Source organism: Kiloniella sp. EL199, assembly GCF_900313065.1.
GTDB lineage: Bacteria > Pseudomonadota > Alphaproteobacteria > Kiloniellales > Kiloniellaceae > Kiloniella.
The window spans coordinates 157,233-178,801 of the sequence record NZ_OMPU01000014.1; the positions used below are offsets into that span (position 1 = coordinate 157,233).

Below are 21,569 nucleotides of genomic sequence, written 5' to 3' on the forward strand. Positions count from 1 at the left end.
ACCCGACTATAACGATATAACTGTTATTTATCAAGCATACAGCTTATTGCAATAGCGGAGACCAAGCCGGATCAACTCCATCAAGAGGCGTAACAACCTCTCTTTCGTTATATCCTGACAGATCAACCGTATAAACTTTGCTTTTCACTTTTCCCCGGCTATCAGATTTGCCCTGTTTAAAATAAGACAGAACCCGACCATTCGGAGACCAGGTAGGCCCTTCAACATGGTATCCCTCTGCCAACATACGCTCGCCTGATCCATCGGGCTTCATAACCCCGATATAGAACTTTCTACCGGAAAGACGTGTAAAGGCAATCAAATCACCACGCGGAGACCAGACAGGTGTCGCGTAACGCCCTTTGTTAAAAGAGATTCTCTTAACATTACCACCGTTAATATCCATCACATAGAGCTGCTGGCTACCACCGCGGTCAGAGTTGAATACAACCTTAGATCCATCAGGTGAATAGGACGGCGATGTGTCAATAGCTGGATGATTTGTCAGGCGAGAAAACTTTCTGGTCCGCAGATCCATTGTATAGATTTCGGTGTTCCCACGGTCAGCCAAGCTCATCACCACAGAATTTCCATCTGGAGAGAATCGTGGCGCAAAGCTCATTCCCTTGAAGTTACCAAGAGTTTCTTCACGGCCTGATGGAATATCTAGTAACTTCACTTTCGGGACATTGCCCTCAAATGACAAATATGTGACTTCTTGTGAAGTTGGCGAGAAACGAGGTGTAAAAACATCCCAGCGACCATTTGTGAGGAATTTATGATTGAATCCATCTTGATCCATAATCGCCAAACGACGTTGACGTCGATTTTGAGGTCCGGTTTCAGATACGTAAACAATACGGGTATCAAAGTACCCTTTCTCGCCAGTTAACTCCGTATATATATAATCAGAAATCTGATGAGACATTCTACGCCAAGCAGTTTTAGGAGCCGTTAATTTTCGCCCCTCAAGCATTACTTCGCCATAAACATCAAAAAGCCTGAATTCAACTTGAAGACGGCCATCTCCCAACAAAGCAGCTTTACCAGAAACAAGAGCCTGTGCATTAATTAAACGCCAGTCACCAAACCGAACACCAGTTGAAAGAGATCTAACGTCTTGAATAAATGCTTTATTATCAATAGGCTTAAACAGCCCTGTTCGTTCAAGGTTACCGGAAATCACCTCAGAAATATCACGCCCAATCAATTGTTCTTCAGGCTGACCACCATTAAAATCTGCTATAGCGATAGGTAAAGGCTCGACAAAACCTTCCGTTATGCTCACATTGATTTCAGCCTGAACAGGAAAACTACCAACCGCAATTCCCAACACACCAACCACAGCAATCAGCAAACCGCGCGTTGCTTTTATTAACATCACTATTCTTCTCCCGTTCATTGTCCGACCATTTTTGACGGATCAAATCGAATATTAATCACTTTCCAATCATCATAAAGATCGACTGGTAATCTGTAAGCTTCACATTCCGCGAGCGCTTGACTGAGTTCGCTAGATACAGAATTAAGACATCATCATGATCAACAACGACAATCTATTCAACACGATCATCCCCAAGCAACTTCATAGTAAACTTAACAAGAGTATCTAACTAAGAATTGGGGCCAAATTTTGTTTCAACCGTTTCGATAAGCACAATCGGCTATGCGACTGCTATAAATTACGAACAAAAACAAAGCCCCCCCTTAAACCACAGGAAAAGGCATTTAAGTCAAATCTTAAAATCATTGCCCGAACATTTCAGCAGGATTAAAGGTCAAATTAACTGTCTGCCAGTCAGCATAAACATTCTTATACTGGATCGGAAGTTCTTTATATGGGGAACATTTAAGAATTGCCGCCCTAGCCTTGACCGCTGCTGCAGTATAATAAGCATCTTTATTAAAACGCCCACTTGGATCCACAATTTGGACATTCGCGACACTTCCATCTTGGCGCATATTTACTGAAACCTCGATAACCATTTCATCAGCCTGTAAAGCACCAGCATCAACGGACCAACAGCGCTTCATGTACTGCACGAACAATCTTTGGATGCTGTTAATCTGTGCAGCAGAAGCCCGTTGACGTGTCGGTGTTGTTGGTGCCTTACCTTTGGTTGTCGTTTTCTTTGGCGCTGATTTCAACTTGTCGACATTTTTCAAGATAGACGCAAGCGCATCAACCTTTGGCTCGTCCTCTTTCTTCACAACTTCCGGTTTGGGCTCAGGACGCTTAGGTGGTTTTGGTCGCGCTTTAGGTTTTGGTGGTAAAGCCTTTTTCGCCTCTTCAGGTTCTGGCTCAATATTTTCAATGATTTCTGGCTCAGGTGCTTCAACCTTCAACGGTTCCGGTTCGGGAGCAGGCTCCGGCTCTGGAATTGGCTCCGGCTGTGGTTCAGGCTCAGGAATTGGTTCTGGTTCTGGTTCTGGCTCAGGTTCCGGCTGTGGTTCAGGCTCAGGAGTTGGTTCTGGTTGAGGTTCTGGCTCCGGCTTGGGTTCCGGCTCTGGAAGCTCTTCCGGCTCGGGTTCAGAAACATCCTGTTCTGGTGCCGGTGGTTTTTCCAAATCAAGCTCTGCAAGTACAACAAACTCGACAGGTACAACCTGCTCAGCAAGAAAAGGCTTGTTAAAGCGTGGTAATCCAAAAATTACAAACGCCAACAACGCCATGTGCATTAATAAAGAAACAGCAATGCCTGTACGCATATTCTTAGCGACTACTTCTTTTCTTTGGGTAATTCAGCAATCAAAGCGACCCTGTCATAACCCGCACTGTTAACAAGACTCATCACCTGCATGACACGACCATAATCGATAGATTTATCGCCACGCACATAAACCCGCGTATCCGGTTTATTCTCTGTAATTGCATTCAGGCGAGGAACCAACTGTTCTTCTGTAACCTTGGTTTCTTGCAGAAAAAGCTCACCAGTTGCACTTACAGAAATGACCAAGGGTTCTTCCGAAGCATTCAGTGTTTTGGCTTGCGCTTTGGGCAAATCGACGGGCACCCCGACGGTCAACAGAGGCGCCGTCACCATAAAGACAATCAGAAGCACAAGCATAACATCGACAAAGGGCGTTACGTTGATATCACTCATCGGTTTACGACTGGAACGCTTCCAACGACCACTTCCTTTGGATGAACCACCACCAAGTGTCGGCGCTGCCATTCTAGTGCTCCTCTAGCTGACGAGAGAGGATGGCACTGAACTCACCGGCGAAAACTTCCAACCGTGCACCATAACGCCCGATGTCACTAGACAATTTGTTATAGGCAAGCACAGCAGGAATAGCCGCAACAAGACCAAGAGCGGTTGCAAAAAGAGCTTCTGCAATCCCGGGGGCAACCACAGCAAGGCTAGTATTCTTAGAAGCAGCAATCGAGGTGAAGGCATTCATAATGCCCCATACTGTCCCGAAAAGACCAATGAAAGGCGCAGAAGACCCAACAGAGGCAAGGAAGACCATACCTCTTTCGAGAATATCCATCTCCCGGTTCAGGCTGATATCCATGACACGGTCAATACGCTGTTGTAAACTAACGCGAGCATGATCGCTACGGCTACCATTACCTCGACTACTAGCACGACGCCATTCACGCATCGCAGAAATAAAGATACTGGAAACTGGGTCAGAGGGGCGTTTTTCAATACGATCATAAAGATCATCCAAGGATCCACCAGACCAGAAAGCTTCGTCGAATTGGTCCGCACGGCGGCGCAAGCTACGCAATTTCACGATTTTATCAATCATGATTGCCCAGGACCAGATAGAGGCAATAATGAGAATAAAGATAACGATTTTTACAATCAGGTCAGCCTGAAGAAATAATCCCCACACACTGAGATCATGAACAGCGGCTGCCCCACCCAATGCAACAGAATCCACAACTTCGCCACCAAGACCAACTGTCTCGACTGTTTCTACAACTTCATTTGCCATCGGCTTTGACAGCTCCTTTTAGTACTCAAAACTCATTCCTCAAACTTGCGTCCCGGGTTTACACCCCGAACTTACTCAAAGTCTGACTTATTTCTGACGGGATCCTCATCGGTCCCCCCTTTTCATCCACACAAACAATATTAATATCGCAGTGAACTAATGGAACATCGTCCCGATAAACAATCTGTCCAAACGAAAAGCTTGCACCTTTCATTTTGGTAATTCTGGATTTAACAACCAGCAAATCATCAAGATATGCTGGTTGCGCGAACTTAAGAAAGCAATCTTTTACGGCAAAAAAAAGGCCAAAACGTCGGCTTAGATCTGTCTGTTCCAAATCAAGAAGCCTCAAAATCTCTGTACGGGCTCGCTCTGCAAACTTCAAGTAATTGGCATGATAGACAATTTTAGCATTATCCGTATCTTCGTAATAAACGCGTACGGGATAATAGTGATTGCCCTTTTCGAACACCCCGGAAAGAGGAAGATCACAAATTTGCTTCATGTTTGCCCCAATCATCCGATCTCATTACTATCTTCCGACGTTCCTGCGCCAGTAAGGAGATCCATTTGTGATGATCTTCGAGCCTTACTCTCAACAGGTTCGTTCAAACCCAGATATGTATACCCCGTTGAGCTGAGCAATCGCCCACGTGGTGTTCGCTGTAAAAAGCCCTGTTGGATCAAATAGGGTTCAATGACATCCTCAATGACGTCTCGTTGCTCGGATAAAGCAGCAGCAATAGTTTCGGCACCGACAGGCCCCCCCCCGTAGTTTTCGGCTATGACCCGCAGATATCGACGATCCATGGCATCAAGCCCCTTTTCATCGACATCCAGGCGACGCAAGGCCACATCCGCATCAGCAGCTTCGATCAATTCAACACCAGCGACAGCGGCAAAATCCCTCACCCGTCGCAACAAACGCCCGGATACCCTTGGTGTACCTCTTGCACGGCGCGCGATTTCAAAAGCGCCGTCATCACTCATGGGCGCTTCAAGAATTTTGGCACCACGGGCAACAATCTGCTGTAGCTCATCTGGCTCATAGAATTGAAGCCTTAAGGGGATTCCAAACCTTTCACGCAAAGGCGTTGAAATCAGGCCTGAACGTGTTGTGGCTCCGATTAAGGTAAAGGGCGGAAGATCAATTTGCACAGATCTTGCGGCTGGTCCCTCACCTATAATCAAATCCAGCTTGAAGTCTTCCATCGCTGGATAAAGTATCTCTTCAACTACCGGGGACAAACGATGAATTTCATCAATAAAAAGAACATCGTGGGGTTGTAAATTCGTCAAAATCGCAGCCAAGTCGCCGGCTTTGGCAATAACAGGTCCTGATGTTGCCCGAAAACCTACGCCAAGTTCACGAGCAACGACCTGAGCCAAAGTCGTTTTACCAAGGCCAGGTGGCCCAAAAAACAACACATGATCAAGTGCATCACCGCGCTGTTTCGCGGCCTCAATGAAAATATGCAGATTTTCGCGTAATTGACGCTGTCCGATAAATTCCCCAAGACTTAATGGACGTAGAGATTTCTCAGCCCCATCACCTTCCGAGAATTCATTAGATACTAATCGATCATCACTCACCGCATTAACTCCGCAAGACCACCGCGTATCAGTTCTTCCAGCGGCGTATCAGCCCCCTGCTCACTGGATACTTTTGCAACAGCACTATAGGCTTCAGAACGTCGATAACCCAAATTAACCAATGCAGAAACTGCATCCTCTGAAATAGCCATCGGCGTTGCCTCAGATTTCCCCTCAGCTGCAGAGCCATCAACAATTTCGCCTGAAGTTCCCAGAGAAAGCTTGGCAATTTTATCTTTTAATTCGTTCATGATGCGGATGGCCAACTTAGGCCCAACACCATTAGCGCGGGTTATGGTAGTTTTATCCTGAGCAGCAATAGCCACAGACAACTCGTCCGGAGATATAGCAGACAAGATCGCAAGACCAACCTTTGCCCCGACCCCCTGAACGGTACCAAGCAAAAGATACCATTCTTTTTCAGCAGCCGTTGCGAACCCAAAAAGATGGATATGATCTTCTCTGACATGGGTTTCAATCAACAGGCTTGCCACTTCGCCTTGGCCGGGAAGAACAGAGAGGGTGCGACTGGAACAGAAAACGATGTATCCAACGCCCCCAACATCGAGCATAACCCAGTCATCCCCTGTGGAATCAACCTTTCCGGTCAGCTTGCCGATCATCTAAACTTCTTCCCCCACGCTTTGCCTGCTTTCTTTACCGTTCTAGGGTCTTCAATTCCCGCTTTTTTCAAAGCTGCACTGATTGGGTCTTCTGTTCCTTTTGCCCATTTTCTGTCAGTCGAAGCATTATGGGCATGACAGATTGCAATAGCCAAGGCATCCGCAGCATCAGAAGAGGTAATTTTACATCCTGGCAACAGGCGTTCAACCATCATCTGAACCTGTTCTTTTGTTGCGTGACCAGTCCCAACCACTGATTTTTTGACAATCATTGGCAAATATTCACCAACAGGCAAACCAACCAATGCCGGGGTAATAAGGGCAATACCACGCGCCATACCAAGTTTAAGCGTTGAGTTAGGGTTCTTATTGGCCAACGTAATTTCGACGGCAGCTTCATCGGGTTGATAATCGGCAAGAACAGCTTGAATACCGTCATGGATTTCCACAAGTCGTTTGGGCAATTCGTTTGTCGACAACGTTTTCACAACACCATTTGCAATATGGTGTAGCCTGCTACCTTCTGATTCGATAATTCCCCACCCGGTAAAACGAAGGCCGGGATCGATTCCAATGATCCGCATACTCTCTGGACCCGGCCTCCTTTATGACTTAGCCAGCTGTAAGCTTGGCCATAATTTCATCGGCGATTTCAAAATTTGCACTAACGTTTTGAACATCGTCGTTATCGTCAAGCGTATCAATCAATTTCAACATTGTTGATGCCTGGTCTTCATTCAAACTGATCGTGTTTTGCGGTTTCCATTGAAGACCTAGCTCTGTCGGGGGGCCAAACTTCTCAATCAGAGCATCCCGGACAGCGGCAAAATCACCGGGGTCACAAATTATTTCATAATCGTCATCAGTGCTTTCCACATTATCGGCACCGGCTTCAACGGCAGCTTCAAACACTGTATCTGCATCAGCAACAGATGCGGGATAGGTCAAGGAACCCACACGGTCAAACATGAAGGAAACACTACCCGTCTCCCCCAGATTACCTCCAAGTTTGGAAAAGGCTGTCCGAACTTCGGATGCCGTCCTGTTACGGTTATCCGTTGACGCATCAACAATCACAGCCACACCAGCAGGACCATAGCCCTCATAACGCACATCCTCGTAATTTGCGACTTCTTCCCCGCCGGCAACACGTTTAACGGCGCGATCAATGTTGTCTTTCGGCATGTTCGCAGCACGTGCCGCCATGATGGCATTACGCAAGGTAGAGTTTTGTTCCGGATCCGGCAATCCAGAACGCGCTGCAACCATAATTTCACGTGTGTGTCGTGCGAAGATTTTTGCACGTTTTTTATCCTGAGCACCCTTGCGGTGCATAATGTTCTTAAATTGTGAGTGGCCTGCCATGAGCAGAATTCCTAGCTATCGTATTATTAAACAGTATTTTTAATTGCCTTCTAGCAGGATTTCACGGCCAGAAGAAGCCCTAATAAAGCTGTTTTCTTTTTTCGATCACGACCATATAGGATGATCATCCTGTATTATCGACCATGTTCTGATCTTGAAGTTTGAGATCCCTGGTCAAAATTATTAACTAAAGTTTAAGTTAAAATTCATAAAATAACCTATCATCAATAAAAGAACGCGATATCTGGATCGGCAATACACCATGGCAGAGAAGTTCCATATCCTTGATCTCCCCGAGGACGACCAACTTGATGCAAAAGAATTCTCAAAACTGGCAGAACAAGCTGCTGACCTGACAGAGGATTACGCATTCTATTCAAATCTGGATGCCTTAAGCACACTTATTAAAACAGCTGAACCTTCAGCGAATCAAACGTCAGAAGCGGCTTCACAGGTAATATCTATCGCAAATGACACACTTCAACAAACCGATATGATGATTGACGAGGTACAGCGTTTTAAATCTTTGTCAGAAAAAATAGCTAAGCACTCATAGCCATTGGCGTCAATCGGCCTGTGGAATCGTTTGAGACAATCGTCCACCAACACGAACGGGTTCTACACGAGTCGCCAAACCGGTTGCATCATCGGTTTCAATGTACAACGCGCACAATGTTGCTTCACCAATCGCCGGACTCATGCGCTCTGTTGGCAATTTTTTTGTAAAACGCGCAACAGGAACTTCTTTTTTCATACCTATAACCGAATCGTAATCTCCGGTCATACCAACATCACTCTGATAGGCTGTCCCATAAGGTAACACCGTGTGATCAGCAGTTGGTACGTGGGTGTGCGTCCCAACAACAAGGCTAACCTTGCCATCCAGAAAATGTCCCATGGCCATTTTTTCACTGGTTGCTTCTCCGTGGAAATCAACAACAACAGCAGAAAGTCCCTGTTGCCCCATTTTATAGCGATCCAGGATTTTAGAGATAGCGGCAAAAGGATCATCCAGCGGATCCATAAAGACACGTCCCATGGCATTCATAACCATGATTTTACGTCCACCCGACACTTCGTAGAGCGCCGCCCCGCGACCCGGGGCACCTTCGGGGTAGTTCAACGGACGCAACAAACGATTTTCGTTGTTGATATAAACCATGCAATCCCGTTGATCCCAACTGTGATTGCCACCGGAAACCACGTCCGCACCATGATCAAAAAACTGCTTACAGATTTTTTCCGTGACTCCAAAGCCCGACGCCGCATTCTCGCCGTTCACGATAACAAAATCCAGTTTCAGGTCCCGTCGAAGACCCGGCAAGTGTGCAACAATTGCATCTCGCCCAGAACGCCCGACAACATCACCACAAAACAATAATCTCATAATAGTCTCTCATATAATGGGACAGCTATAGAAAAGCAGCCTTTTCTCAACACACCGTCCTACTACCCTGTGCAGGACAGCTTGGCAAAGAGTTTACCCGAGCGAAGTCCACTCCCGATAACATCTTCGCTTAAAAATATAAGGAATTAATGAGAGATTGAATCAGGAGAGACAATAACTTCCTGCTCGGTCACGATATAGTTCAATGGCTGATCATAAGGTCCACGAATAACTGTTGGCATTTCCTGCCCTGCATAGGCAACTCCAATCGCCGTGACCGCTTTTTTAGCCCGTAATTTATCCAGCGTCCGGTCATAAAACCCCCCGCCATAGCCAAGGCGATAACCAGCGCGATCAAAAGCAAGGAGCGGAACAAAAAGAATATCAGGTTCCAGCTCTTGCTTGTCGACACCTGGCTCTTTGGTACCAAAGCCAGCATCATCAAGCGCATCACCCGGTGCCCAGCTTCTGAAAATCAAGGGTTTTCCAGCACCAAGCATAACGGGCAATACGGGTTTGAAACCTTTGTCATATAGCGTTTGCAATAGAGGCATCGGATCAAGTTCATCACCCAGGGGCCAATAGGCAGAAACCACAGCCTGTGCAGGTAGAGGAATCGCCTCAAACAAGCGTTTGCATAGTCGCTCCGCAGCATCAGGATTGTGCTCATAGGCTTCAGCACGATTCTTCTTTGCTTCTTTACGAAGCAATTTTTTGCGCTGATCAATCTCATCGACATTCTGTGTGGTCATCATCCCCCCAAAATCCATATCTATTCACCCTGATCAGGGTCCAATAAACCAGAGAGGAAAACGTGGTGCCGCGGCAGCCGTCGGCTCAAAGTCCTCTTGCGGCCTGCATAAGCAGGTGGGCGCCATATACCGAGACCACGATCCCGGCAGGGACAGCTCCCTAAAGAAGATTATTGGCCCCAGGGATTTTACCAGCCTAACGCACTCCGCAGCACCAGTGAGATCTTTTACTGATTTTCCAATCGGGCGGCAATAGATTCCAAGCGATCAGCACAACTTTCCAGCGCGCTTGCGACTTTCTCTGCTTCAACTTCGTCAACAGCAGTATCTTTTTTACCGCTTGCCGATTTACCATCATCAATTTCGATATAGGCTTCGTGTAATTCATCAGCAAGAAGCAAGCTCGCCATGAGCATTAAATGAGCTTCACTGACTTGCCCCATTGATCCTTTAAGTTCATCAATTTTTTGATTGATATACTTGGCCAATCCCAAAAGATGATCTTCCTGCCCATCCTGACAACCAACTGAATAGCGGCGTCCGTTCACATTAAGTGTTACTTGCGCCATACTCTTAATTCTCCAGCGATGCCGAAAGTTGTCCGATCACTTTATCCAGGCGATCACCAACTTCCCGTTTGGTATTTTTAAGTTCAGCGTTCTCTTTCAAACTCTGATCGAGATTTTTTTGCAACTCTCGAAGCTCATCATCGGATTCGTTTGATGTTGCTTCAATGTTTTTCTCAATTGTATCCACTGCAAGAGCAAGACGCTCCACAGCTTTTAGTAATCTCGTCATATCAAGAAACAGCCATTTGCTGAAATTTTATCCCCAGATCAGTAACCCGGCTCAATTACAGGGTAATATCAATATTCACCAGAATAAGATGCCCATCTTACATAGGTCAACAGCCTGTCTTACAAGTCTTTTCATTGTGACCTTTATAAGGTTATTTTTCCGAACATGACAATCATTCCTCAGATCACTGTTGACCTTGGCGGTGCAAAGGGGCATTTTGCCGCCGTTAATGGCCCCCTGTCTTAAACATTACAGACAGGATAATCTGAACCCAACCGGGGACCTTGAATATGACTGCACTGCGCCTTCCCGTATCTGCTGCGGACGCCGCGCCAGGTAGCAACCACACTGATATGGCAAATGCCATTCGTGCTCTTTCCATGGATGCCGTTCAACGCGCGAACTCTGGACATCCAGGAATGCCAATGGGCATGGCTGATGTAGCTACCGTACTTTACAGCCGTTTTCTTAAATTTGATCCATTACGCCCTGACTGGGCAGATCGCGACCGTTTTGTTTTGTCTGCTGGTCATGGATCAATGTTGATCTATTCCTTGCTGCATCTTACTGGCTATCCGGATATGACGATGGATCAGATCAAAAATTTCCGCCAGCTGGACAGCATCACAGCCGGTCACCCTGAATTTGGGCATGCCCCCGGCATTGAGACAACCACCGGTCCTCTTGGACAGGGTATTGCGACCGCTGTTGGTATGGCCCTGGGTGAGCGCATGATGAATGCCCGTTATGGCGACGAGATTGTGGATCACTATACCTATGCCATTGCGGGGGACGGCTGCCTTATGGAAGGCATCAGTCACGAAGCAATTTCAATGGCCGGTCACCTGAAACTGAACAAACTAGTTGTTCTTTTTGATGACAATGGCATCACCATTGATGGTTCAACGGACATGTCCGTTTCTGATAATCAGATTAAACGCTTTGAAGCCTGTGGCTGGGATGCGGTTGCCATTGATGGTCACGATCCCGAAGCCATTGCTACAGCAATCGAAACAGCACGTAACAGTGACAAGCCTTCACTGATTGCCTGTAAAACAGTAATTGGTTTCGGTGCACCGACCAAAGCAGGAACATCGAAAACTCATGGTGCGCCGCTCGGCGATGACGAGATTGCAGGCACCAGAGAAAAGATTGGCTGGCCGCACGCTCCGTTCGAAATTCCTGAGAACATTCTCAAGGCATGGCGATCAGCCGGTGAACGTGGTGCAGAGTTCTCGGCGGCATGGGATGCTGAACTCGCAAAAATCCCCGCTGACAAGCGTAAGCTTTTCGAAGATCAAATGGCAGGTAAGTTGCCAGATGGCTGGAAAGAAACTTTCCGGGCTTACAAAACCAAAATCAGCGAAGAAGCACCAAAACTGGCAACACGTCAGTCTTCTCAAAAAGCTTTGGAAGAACTTACAGCACTGATCCCGCAAATGATTGGTGGCTCTGCTGACCTCACAGGCTCTAACAACACCAAATCCGGTGTTCAGGGCCCTGTAAGCGCAGACAACTATGGTGGCAGCTATATTTATTACGGTGTACGTGAACACGGTATGGCAGCTGCCATGAACGGCCTAGCCCTTCACGGCGGTTTTGTACCTTATGGCGGAACCTTCCTTGTCTTCACAGACTACTGTCGCCCGTCTATCCGTCTTTCTGCCCTGATGAAACAACGCGTTATCTACGTCATGACGCATGATTCTATCGGTTTGGGCGAAGATGGTCCCACACACCAACCTGTCGAGCATATAGCCTCTCTTCGTGCGATCCCGAATCTGAATGTGTTCCGTCCTGCTGATGCGATTGAAGCTGCCGAGTGTTGGGAACTCGCGCTTGAAAGCGAAGATACTCCTTCTGTAATCGCTCTGACCCGCCAGGGACTTCCCGCACAGCGCAAGGATATATCCGTAAACTATTCCAGTTACGGTGCTTATATCCTTAATCCTTCTGTACTTGATCGTCAGGTCACGCTGTTGGCAACCGGATCAGAAGTAGAGATTGCGCTTGCAGGTCAGAAACTTCTTGAAGAAATGGGCATTGGTACAGCCGTTGTTTCCATGCCATGCTGGGAACTGTTCAAACAACAGCCACAGCATTACCGTGATGAAGTTCTCTCACCCGGCACATTGACAGTTGCCGTTGAAGCAGCTCTTCCATTTGGATGGCACGAGTGGATTGGATCACAAGGCGCATTTGTCGGGATGACTGATTTCGGCGCGTCAGCCCCAATCGATCAACTCTACAAGAAGTTTAAAATTACACCTGAAGCAATCGTAGACGCGGTTAAAGCGCGCCTGTAAAGCTTGGGATCTGTTAAAGGATTTTAGATATGACTGAATCACTTGCAGATATTGCGCAGGCTCTTGTAACCAGCGGCAAGGGGATTCTTGCCGCTGATGAGAGCACAGGTACTATAAAAAAACGGTTTGATTCTATAGATGTAGAATCAACAGAAGATTCCCGACGCGATTACCGCGAACTCCTTTTCCGGGCAAAAGGCGGAAATGATTTTATCAGTGGCGTCATCCTTTATGATGAAACTCTGCGTCAGAATGCAGCCGATGGCACGCCTCTAAGCAAAATACTTCAGGATCAAGGCATTATTCCTGGTATTAAAGTTGACCTAGGTGCCAAACCACTCGCCGGACATGACATAGAAACAATCACCGAAGGCCTTGATGGCTTGCGGGATCGTTTGAAAGAATATGCCAAGCTTGGCGCTAAGTTCACCAAGTGGCGCGGTGTTTATAAAATCACCGACGAAACCCCAAGCTTTGCTGCGGTTAATGCCAATGCCCATGCTTTGGCACGTTACGCTGCTCTTGCGCAGGAAGCAGGATTGGTTCCAATTGTAGAACCAGAAATCCTGATGGACGGCGATCATGACATCAATGTCTGTCAGGCCATTAGCGAAGAAGTTCTACGCTCCGTTTTTGCCGAATTGGCAAATCAGGAAGTTGAGTTGGAAGGCATTCTTCTAAAGCCAAACATGGTGATTGCCGGACAAGATTGCCCAGAACAAAATTCTGTGGAAGAAGTCGCTGAACGCACAGTTGCAACCCTCTTGCGTTGTGTGCCAGCCGCTGTTCCGGGCATAGTTTTCCTTTCCGGAGGTCAAAGTGATGAACTGGCAACAAGCCATCTCAATGCCATGAACAAGATCAGTAGCAATCTGCCATGGAAGCTTAGCTTCTCTTATGGTCGTGCCCTACAAGCAGCCCCCCTCAAAGCCTGGGCTGGTAAAAAAGAAAATGCCGGTGCAATGCAACAGGCGTTTTTGAAAAGAGCCGAAGATAATAGCAGGGCGTCGACAGGCACCCTCGATTAATCTTCACCCTAATGAGCACCCCATCCGAAAGGTTGGGGTGTTGTATTAAGAGGCAAAAGCCTCGAACACGTGTAACTAAATAAAGAAAATAGGTTCCAAATCATGACAGTCAAAGTTGGAATCAATGGTTTTGGTCGCATTGGTCGCCTCACGCTTCGTGGAGCAATTGAAACCAATCGTGACGACATCGAAATCGTTGCTATTAACGCATCTGGCGATCCCTCTATCCACGCCCATATGCTTAAGTTTGATTCCGTCCACGGTACCCTCAATGCCGAGGTCGATGCGGATGAAGAAAACCTCATTATCAACGGCAAAAAAATCAGAATGCTGCATGATCGTGATCCCGCGAAGTTACCTTGGAGCAATTATGGCGTCGATATCGTACTGGAATGTACCGGTGCCTTTAACAATGTAGAGGGTTCTTCCCTGCATATGGTTGGTGGCGCAAAGAAAGTTTTGATTTCCGCCCCTGCCAAAAAAGGTTGTGATCTGACTGTCGTGTACGGTGTTAATCACAAGCAACTTAATGCAGACCACAAGATTGTGTCTAACGCATCTTGCACAACAAACTGCCTAGCCCCGGTTGTTGACGTTCTTCAGAACCAAATCGGTATCAAGAATGGTTTCATGACAACCACACACGCTTACACAGGTGATCAGACAACGGTTGATTCCAAGCATAAAGACCTGCGTCGTGCACGTGCTGCTGCCGTTTCAATGATCCCGACATCAACAGGTGCTGCCCGGGCAATCGGTGAAGTTCTTCCTGAACTGGAAGGTAAGCTGGAAGGAAACGCAATACGTGTTCCAACCGCCAATGTCAGCTGTATTGATCTGACGTTCACTGCCGAACGGGATACAACAGTCGAAGAAATCAACAACGCCATGATTGATGCTTCCAAAGGATATCTGAAGGGTATTCTCGGCATTAATGCACTGCCACTGGTTTCCTGCGATTTCAATCACAACCCATCATCGTCTGTTTTCGATACCACACAAACCCAGATTATCGGCGGCAATTTTGTCCGCGTTCTAGCCTGGTACGATAACGAATGGGGCTTCAGCCTGCGTATGCTGGATACAGCTATTGCGATGGGAAAACATCTGTAAAAAGCAAATAATTCTTTGATTTGTATGGGGTTCTTTTGAACCCCATTTTCTTTTCAACTTCTTTTTTAACACGACCTATTCACTTTTGTGATATGAGCTATTCTTTTCTATCCATTGTCAGCTATCCCCCGCTTAGGTATGAAAAGACATGAATTCAGAAATCTATCTTCTTACCCCTTCCGACTTGTTGTCTGATGACAAAAATGTCGAACAGTTCAAAGCCTTATACACACAGGCCTTGGATCGTGGCAGGGTTTCTTGCGTTTTGCTGAGTGGATCAGCTAGTAACCCAAAGACATTGAAAAAAACGGTTGAAGCCCTTCAGTCTGTCACGCAAGAACGAGACATCGCCTTTCTTATAGAAGATGACTATGAAAATGCCAAAACTTTGGGATGTGATGGTGTACATCTAAATGATGCGGGCCGCTATAAAGAAGCGCGCGAATATCTTGGGACCGATTATATTGTCGGTGTTGATTGTGGTATCTCACGGCATGACGCAATTCTGGTTGGTGAGGCCGGGGCTGACTACGTTGCCTTTAACAATAGGCGCCCTTTACCGGAAATTGAAGACCCTGACGTTCGTGAATTTGAAGAAGGTGGTCCCAAAGGTCTGGAGCTTTTGACCTGGTGGCAAACAATGATGACGCCGCCTTGTGTATCCATGGATGATATCCCGATCGAGGCCGTAAAATCACATGCAGATGCTGGGGCTGATTTCATCGCCGTACAAACAGCCATATGGAACCATAGGGATAATCCGGCAACAGCAATCACAGAAGTAAATGAGGCGATTGCCTGAACGCTTAGGACCTGATAGTTTCCCCAGCGAAATAAAAGTACACACACGAATTGATGTTATTTGACAACTGAAGACGGGCACAGATCATGAAAATTAACGGTAATGCCATTCGCCCTGGCAATATTATTGAGCACAAAGGCCGCTTGATGCGCGCCATGAAAACTCAACACACTCAGCCGGGCAAAGGTGGAGCGTACCTGCAGGTAGAACTAAAAGATATCCGTGATGGTACCAAAATGAATGAACGTTTTCGCGCCAGTGAAGATGTTGATCGTGTCCGCCTTGATCAAATTGAGTATCAGTTCCTGTTCCGCGAAGATGACATGCTTACCTTCATGAACAATGAAACCTATGAACAAATTTCTCTGCACGAAGACATGGTCGGTGAACCTGTGATCTTCCTTCAAGACGGCATGACAGTTTCTATTGAGCTTTATGAAGAAGAGCCAATCTCTGTTGTTCTTCCTGACACCGTCATTTGTGAAGTTGTCGAAGCTGATGCAGTTGTCAAAGGACAAACAGCATCTTCTTCCTACAAGCCGGGTGTACTTGATAATGGTGCCCGTATTCTTGTTCCACCACATATCGCAGCCGGCACACGCATTGTTGTTAACACTGCTGACGGTAGCTATGTGGAACGTGCTAAAGATTAACTCGTTTATGTTAGAGGGATTTTCATTGCTCCTCTCTCAACACGGCCCCTTAAAATAAGGCCTCCTGAACACGGAAAGTAATTTCGATGGTATATCGCTCCCCCCGTATTACGGTTATGATTCGCGCCGCTGAAAAAGCTGCTCGTAGCCTGAAACGTGATTTTGGTGAGGTTGAAAACCTGCAGGTTTCAAAAAAAGGACCTGCGGATTTCGTTTCAACAGCAGATCTTAAAGCTGAAAAAATCCTCAAGGAAGAGCTGAAAAAAGCACGCCCTGAATTCGGTTTTTTGACAGAAGAAGCCGGGGAAGAAAAAGGCAATAGTAAAGACGAGAGGTGGATCATTGATCCCCTTGATGGCACGACGAATTTCCTGCACGGGCTGCCACATTTTGCCATTTCCATTGCCTTGGAAATTCGTGACGAAATCGTTGCCGCGGTTGTTTATGACCCAATCAAGGATGAAATGTACACAGCTGAAAAAGGCAACGGCGCATATTTGAACGATCGTCGCTTGAGGGTTTCTGGTCGTGTTAGCCTGGACAGCACAATCATTGCGACGGGAACACCTTTCCTTGGGCGCGGAGACAGAGGTCCCTTCCTTCGTGAGATTAACGCTGTAATGGCACAGACTGCAGGTATTCGCAGATGGGGCGCAGCTGCTTTGGATCTAGCTTACGTTGCTGCCGGGCGCTATGACGCTTTCTGGGAAAGGGATCTATCGCCGTGGGACATGGCAGCAGGCTTGCTTCTTGTGAGAGAAGCGGGCGGATCAGTCACAGAAATTGACGGACGGGCATTAAAACTTAAAAGCCAGAGCATCCTTTGTGCAAATATTGATCTGCACCCCAAGATGGTAAAATTGTTTAAAGAGTCCGGTAAATACTAGCTTTCCGCACTTTCAAAACCTCAATTTGTACTGTTTTACAAAGGCTCATCTTGCATGAGCCTTTGTTTCTTTTAGCCTTCCCTATTGTCGTATCCCTCTATGAGCATTAAGCTACGGACAAAGATTCACATTTGGGAATCATCCTGGGGGATGGAAATTGTTCAAACCTATGAGCTATATGCATAAAAATAGACACCAAAATCGCTCAACAATGCTACAGGCAAGCTGTGCCACACTCGCACTACTATGTAGTACATCAGCCGTCGTTGCACAGAACACAACGATCATTGGCGGCTCCGGAAGCTCAGGCGTTTATGTTAACGAACAGCTAATTGGTTCTGTTCCGGCTTATTCCAATGGATATTCTTATGGTGCCCAAGGCGTTCCCTCGGGCTACCCCGGTGCTGGAAACAATCAATATCTCAGCAGACCCGGCAACTTGCTTTTTCCGCCTGCACGCTTTCCGCATAGCCAAGTAACAATAAACAATTTCGCTGACTTTCAAGGTTCTGGTTATAACCAAACAGCCTATACAGCACAAAATAATCCACAGGTTTATAATTCCTGGCAACAGCGCTATGGTCAAGACCTCTACGCACGGGGCGGTTATCTCCAGCAACCACAGCAAACAGCAGCCTCAAACCTCTATAACCCATATGGCCAGCCGCTTGTCCCCTTGTCACAAGTATCCAGTACACATGTCGCAAGTACCGGACAACAGCCACAATATCCGTCTCAAGTTCCGGCGTCTTCACCTCAATCACAGTTGCTGGTTCCGCCCCCCAATGGTGGAAACCGTGTTGTACAAAGAGCATCAACTGTAACGAGATCAACGCCTGAGCCAACGACGCAAGAACCTGTGAGACAAACAGCCTCTATCACCCCACCTGCTGCGCCGAAAGTAACCTCTAAAAAAGCAGAACCTGTCAGTCAAGCACAGGCACCAAGTTCTACTATTCCGCCGGCACCAGTGGCAGAAGAAACGCAACCGACCAAGATTGAACCAGTTGCAACACCACAAACCGTTGCCCCCAAAACTCCGGCTGTAGAAGCGACTGTCAAAGCAACAACGACAGCAGCGACCGAGGGAACAACATTTTCTGCACCAGATCCGGTGGCATCACCCCCATCAATTACAACCCCGGCAGTCACAGCCCCAGCTCCGGCGATTGAAACGGTTACAGCAGAGCCTGTATTAACCCCGCCGCCAGTACCAGAACCAACGACACCGACAGCAGGAACAGACATCCCTACAGCGCCTGCAATTGCCGGAGCGGCGTTGACAGAGAGCACTGAAGAGCTTTCTCCGCCACCTCCACCGCCGGCAGAAGTACCTTTAACTGAGACAGCACCGGTTGAGCTTCTTCCAACGACAGAAGAAACAGCCGCAATTACGCCGCCGGGTGAACTGGGTCCGCTTCAATTGTTGTTTGAACAAGGCGAAGCCGACTTGGGTTCGGAAGCAAAAGCACAACTAAATACACTTGCGGATCAACTTCTGGCTGATGAAAGCAAAATCATACAGCTTCTCGCCTACGCCGGTGATAGTGAAAGTAATGCCCAGGCGCGCCGCATATCCCTTTCCAGAGCACTTGCCGTTCGCGGCGTTTTGATGGAACGCGGTATTCCAAGCACACGGATGCATGTGCGTGCTTTGGGTAATAAAGCTAAAAACGGCAACCCGGACCGGGTGGAGATAATTCCAGTACAAAACTAGTTCTTTGACCTACTCTCGATAACGGGAAATAGCTGTCTTAGTTTTGCCTAATAAAAGCTGTAGCCTGCAGAAGAGTTTCTAAACACCAGAGGGCGCTTTACGCATGAAACGGCCAACACGCTACCTAATCCGAATGGGGATTTTCTTAGGAATAGTTAGTCTCGCTGTTGCAGCACTTGCACCAAGTCTCCACGAAGCTTTCATAGCCAATGCGGTTATGAATGGTATGATTCTAGGCGTTCTTTTCCTGGGTATAATCTACATTTTTCGGCAGGTCTTGTCGCTTAATCCAGAATTAGCCTGGCTGGAGCACCTCAAAAGAGAAACAGAAGGTGGCTTGGTCTTCGCTGGCTCTATGAATGAAATCAGAGAACCAAGACTTCTCGGCCCCATGGCAACTATGATCGGAGAAAAAAAAGGCAAACTGAGCCTTTCCACTCTTTCCATGCGGACACTTCTTGATGGCATCCAAAGCCGTATAGAAGAAAGTCATGATATTTCCCGATATTTGATCGGCTTGCTAATCTTTCTGGGGCTTCTGGGAACGTTTTGGGGACTGCTGGAAACAGTTAATGCTGTCGGTGATACCATTGCCGGCCTTAGCACAACGGCCGATGATCCCTCTTCTATGTTTGATGAACTGAAATCCGGTTTGGCAACACCATTATCCGGCATGGGCACAGCCTTTAGTTCCTCACTATTTGGACTTGCAGGTTCACTAGTTCTCGGTTTCCTGGAGCTACAAGCCGGACAAGCACACAATCGCTTCCTTAATCACCTGGAAGAATGGCTCTCTGGTATCACCAAACTTTCCAGTGGTGGCCCTGGTGCTGAAGGAGACCAGTCTGTTCCCGCCTATATATCAGCATTGTTGGAACAAACTGCTGAAAGCCTTGAAAAGCTGGAAAGAACCATGGCTCGGGATGAAGAAGAGCGTGTCAGGGCAAACCAGTCTTTGGTCACTTTGACGGAACGCATGTCCACTCTGACCGATCATATGCGTGCAGAACAAAGTGTTATGCTCAGCATTGCGGAAACTCAGGCACAGCTAAAACCAATACTGAGTCAATTAGCACAAAAACAATCAACACCGACAAACGCAGGTATCGACGAAGCTTCCAAGGGACACCTAAGGAATATGGATCTCCGACTGGAACAACTTTCTGGTGAGATTGCTAATGGCAGAGAAAGTTCTGTTCAGGAAATAAGAAGCGAAATACGACTGTTAACACGCACATTGGCCGCTATGGCAGAAGGGGAATAACCCCGCATGTTTTCGGCAAGTCGCAGAAGCAGCAAAAGATCAATCAACATCTGGCCTGGTTTCGTCGACGCCTTGGCAACACTGCTACTTGTGATCATTTTTGTACTCATGGTCTTTATGGTTGCCCAGTTTACCCTCAGTAATGCACTAAGTGGTAAAGACAAAGCCTTATCAAACCTGAACAGAGAAATTAGTGAACTTGCCGAATTACTTTCGTTAGAGAAATCAGCGAATACCAGATTACGTTCCAGCGTTACACAGCTCACAACTGAGCTGCAGAGTTCGATATCCTCACGAGACAGTCTTGCAAACCAGTTAGCCGCGCTTTCTGAAGACAAGGAAAATCTGGAAGGCGAATTACTCTCGGTCAGTAAAGAGCTCAAAGACCTTGTGAGCGCGCAAGCGTTATTACAGGAAAACAATGATCAGCTTGAAGCGGAAAAGCAAAAGCTTCTGGATGACAAAAAGGGCATTGAGGATCAACTATCAGCATTGGAACTGGCAGCTGCGAAGTTATCCGCAGAATCTGCAAAGGTGAATGCTGAACTGGAAGATGCTTACAAAGTAATTGAGGCTGACAAAGAAAAAGTAGAAACTCAACTTGCCGAAATAGCTCTGCTGAAAGAACTTCGTGACAACCTCACAGAAAAACTCGCAACAGCAGAATCTGATATCTCTGGCCAAAAAGCACTTACAGAAGAAGCACAAACAGAAGTCGTTCTATTAAATCAGCAAATTGCTGCGCTTCGCAAGCAGCTATCAGATATATCGGCAACGTTGGAAATCACCGAAGCCATCAATGCAGCACAGGAAACTCAAATTATCGACCTTGGCAAGCGCCTCAACGTTGCGCTCGCGACCAAAGTGCAACAGCTAGCAAGGTACAGATCAGAGTTTTTTGGCAAACTTCGTGAAGTTCTTGGCAATCGCCAAGACATCCGAATTGTTGGGGACCGCTTTGTCTTTCAATCCGAAGTTCTTTTTTCCAGTGGTTCAGCAACACTGGAAGCTGGTGGACAGGATCAGTTAGGCCAACTTGCAAAAACACTCAGAGAGCTTTCCGCCAACATTCCTGATGATATCGACTGGATTTTACGTGTTGATGGCCATACCGATGTACAACCAATTTCTACAGCTGAGTTTCCTTCAAATTGGGAGCTTTCAACAGCAAGAGCCATATCCGTTGTAAAGTTCCTGATTACGCAGGGCATACCTGCATCCAGACTGGCTGCAACAGGCTTTGGTCAATTCCAGCCATTGGACAGCAGCCGCGATGAAATAGCTTTCAGACGCAACCGCCGCATAGAGTTAAAACTGACACAGCGTTAAAGAA

23 protein-coding genes and 1 other RNA gene are annotated in these 21,569 nt (G+C 47.0%); 10 read left to right on the forward strand and 14 right to left on the reverse strand.

What is annotated here, in order from left to right:
* Positions 1-43: 43 nt before the first annotated feature.
* The 9 genes from tolB to D9A03_RS18590 form a co-directional block, all read right to left on the reverse strand.
* The gene (gene tolB, locus D9A03_RS18550; RefSeq protein ID WP_174233672.1) at positions 44-1,381 is read right to left on the reverse strand and encodes a Tol-Pal system beta propeller repeat protein TolB; all 1,338 of its coding nucleotides are present in this window, start codon (positions 1,379-1,381) and stop codon (positions 44-46) included.
* 365 nt (positions 1,382-1,746) lie between these two features.
* Positions 1,747-2,709, reverse strand: coding sequence for a hypothetical protein (locus D9A03_RS19835; RefSeq protein WP_174233667.1), 963 nt, complete (start codon positions 2,707-2,709; stop codon positions 1,747-1,749).
* 11 nt (positions 2,710-2,720) lie between these two features.
* Complete coding sequence (gene tolR / locus D9A03_RS18560) at positions 2,721-3,176, reverse strand: protein TolR (protein ID WP_120498718.1); 456 nt, start codon at positions 3,174-3,176, stop codon at positions 2,721-2,723.
* Position 3,177: 1 nt separating this feature from the next.
* On the reverse strand, positions 3,178-3,948 hold the full coding sequence (gene tolQ / locus D9A03_RS18565; protein WP_085901230.1) for a protein TolQ: 771 nt from the start codon (positions 3,946-3,948) through the stop codon (positions 3,178-3,180).
* A gap of 58 nt (positions 3,949-4,006) precedes the next feature.
* Entirely contained in the window at positions 4,007-4,453 is a 447-nt protein-coding gene (locus D9A03_RS18570; RefSeq protein WP_162938246.1) for a YbgC/FadM family acyl-CoA thioesterase, read from the reverse strand.
* 11 nt (positions 4,454-4,464) lie between these two features.
* Positions 4,465-5,541 (reverse strand): Holliday junction branch migration DNA helicase RuvB, encoded by a 1,077-nt coding sequence (gene ruvB / locus D9A03_RS18575; RefSeq protein ID WP_120498720.1) that lies wholly within the window; start codon positions 5,539-5,541, stop codon positions 4,465-4,467.
* Positions 5,538-6,164 carry a Holliday junction branch migration protein RuvA gene (gene ruvA, locus D9A03_RS18580; protein ID WP_120498721.1) on the reverse strand — a complete coding sequence of 209 codons (627 nt, stop codon included), beginning with the start codon at positions 6,162-6,164 and terminating at the stop codon, positions 5,538-5,540. Before ruvA ends, ruvB begins: the two co-directional genes overlap by 4 nt.
* Positions 6,161-6,748 carry a crossover junction endodeoxyribonuclease RuvC gene (gene ruvC / locus D9A03_RS18585; protein WP_120498722.1) on the reverse strand — a complete coding sequence of 196 codons (588 nt, stop codon included), beginning with the start codon at positions 6,746-6,748 and terminating at the stop codon, positions 6,161-6,163. Before ruvC ends, ruvA begins: the two co-directional genes overlap by 4 nt.
* A gap of 28 nt (positions 6,749-6,776) precedes the next feature.
* Entirely contained in the window at positions 6,777-7,529 is a 753-nt protein-coding gene (locus tag D9A03_RS18590) for a YebC/PmpR family DNA-binding transcriptional regulator (RefSeq protein WP_120498723.1), read from the reverse strand.
* 262 nt (positions 7,530-7,791) lie between these two features.
* Between D9A03_RS18590 and D9A03_RS18595 the strand changes: the two genes are divergently transcribed.
* Positions 7,792-8,085 (forward strand): hypothetical protein, encoded by a 294-nt coding sequence (locus D9A03_RS18595; RefSeq protein WP_120498724.1) that lies wholly within the window; start codon positions 7,792-7,794, stop codon positions 8,083-8,085.
* A 9-nt stretch (positions 8,086-8,094) separates the two neighbouring features.
* On the opposite strand, the gene D9A03_RS18600 is transcribed toward D9A03_RS18595, so the two are convergent.
* The 5 genes from D9A03_RS18600 to D9A03_RS18620 all read right to left on the reverse strand — a co-directional run bounded on the left by D9A03_RS18600 (position 8,095) and on the right by D9A03_RS18620 (position 10,466).
* Complete coding sequence (locus tag D9A03_RS18600; RefSeq protein ID WP_120498725.1) at positions 8,095-8,916, reverse strand: TIGR00282 family metallophosphoesterase; 822 nt, start codon at positions 8,914-8,916, stop codon at positions 8,095-8,097.
* 146 nt (positions 8,917-9,062) lie between these two features.
* On the reverse strand, positions 9,063-9,686 hold the full coding sequence (locus D9A03_RS18605) for a 5-formyltetrahydrofolate cyclo-ligase (RefSeq protein ID WP_120498726.1): 624 nt from the start codon (positions 9,684-9,686) through the stop codon (positions 9,063-9,065).
* Between the two features lie 43 nt (positions 9,687-9,729).
* Positions 9,730-9,886, reverse strand: a non-coding RNA gene (gene ssrS / locus D9A03_RS18610) — 6S RNA.
* Between the two features lie 9 nt (positions 9,887-9,895).
* Complete coding sequence (locus tag D9A03_RS18615) at positions 9,896-10,237, reverse strand: cell division protein ZapA (RefSeq protein WP_120498727.1); 342 nt, start codon at positions 10,235-10,237, stop codon at positions 9,896-9,898.
* Between the two features lie 4 nt (positions 10,238-10,241).
* Positions 10,242-10,466, reverse strand: a complete 225-nt coding sequence (locus D9A03_RS18620) for a hypothetical protein (RefSeq protein ID WP_120498728.1) — start codon at positions 10,464-10,466, stop codon at positions 10,242-10,244.
* A 290-nt stretch (positions 10,467-10,756) separates the two neighbouring features.
* Between D9A03_RS18620 and tkt the strand changes: the two genes are divergently transcribed.
* The 9 genes from tkt to D9A03_RS18665 all read left to right on the forward strand — a co-directional run bounded on the left by tkt (position 10,757) and on the right by D9A03_RS18665 (position 21,565).
* Positions 10,757-12,772 carry a transketolase gene (gene tkt / locus D9A03_RS18625; RefSeq protein WP_120498729.1) on the forward strand — a complete coding sequence of 672 codons (2,016 nt, stop codon included), beginning with the start codon at positions 10,757-10,759 and terminating at the stop codon, positions 12,770-12,772.
* Positions 12,773-12,801: 29 nt separating this feature from the next.
* Positions 12,802-13,800, forward strand: coding sequence for a class I fructose-bisphosphate aldolase (locus tag D9A03_RS18630; RefSeq protein ID WP_120498730.1), 999 nt, complete (start codon positions 12,802-12,804; stop codon positions 13,798-13,800).
* A gap of 102 nt (positions 13,801-13,902) precedes the next feature.
* A complete protein-coding gene (gene gap, locus D9A03_RS18635) occupies positions 13,903-14,913 on the forward strand; it encodes a type I glyceraldehyde-3-phosphate dehydrogenase (RefSeq protein ID WP_120498731.1) in 1,011 nt (336 codons plus the stop codon).
* Positions 14,914-15,061: 148 nt separating this feature from the next.
* Positions 15,062-15,715 (forward strand): thiamine phosphate synthase, encoded by a 654-nt coding sequence (locus D9A03_RS18640; RefSeq protein WP_120498732.1) that lies wholly within the window; start codon positions 15,062-15,064, stop codon positions 15,713-15,715.
* 86 nt (positions 15,716-15,801) lie between these two features.
* Positions 15,802-16,368, forward strand: a complete 567-nt coding sequence (efp, locus tag D9A03_RS18645) for an elongation factor P (RefSeq protein WP_046508240.1) — start codon at positions 15,802-15,804, stop codon at positions 16,366-16,368.
* Positions 16,369-16,454: 86 nt separating this feature from the next.
* Positions 16,455-17,255 carry an inositol monophosphatase family protein gene (locus D9A03_RS18650; protein ID WP_120498733.1) on the forward strand — a complete coding sequence of 267 codons (801 nt, stop codon included), beginning with the start codon at positions 16,455-16,457 and terminating at the stop codon, positions 17,253-17,255.
* Between the two features lie 178 nt (positions 17,256-17,433).
* Positions 17,434-18,972: an OmpA family protein gene (locus tag D9A03_RS18655; protein WP_216825539.1), complete on the forward strand. Its 1,539-nt coding sequence runs from the start codon at positions 17,434-17,436 to the stop codon at positions 18,970-18,972.
* A gap of 103 nt (positions 18,973-19,075) precedes the next feature.
* The gene (locus tag D9A03_RS18660) at positions 19,076-20,236 is read left to right on the forward strand and encodes a flagellar motor protein MotA (protein WP_120498735.1); all 1,161 of its coding nucleotides are present in this window, start codon (positions 19,076-19,078) and stop codon (positions 20,234-20,236) included.
* Between the two features lie 6 nt (positions 20,237-20,242).
* On the forward strand, positions 20,243-21,565 hold the full coding sequence (locus D9A03_RS18665; RefSeq protein ID WP_120498736.1) for a peptidoglycan -binding protein: 1,323 nt from the start codon (positions 20,243-20,245) through the stop codon (positions 21,563-21,565).
* Positions 21,566-21,569 lie beyond the last annotated feature (4 nt).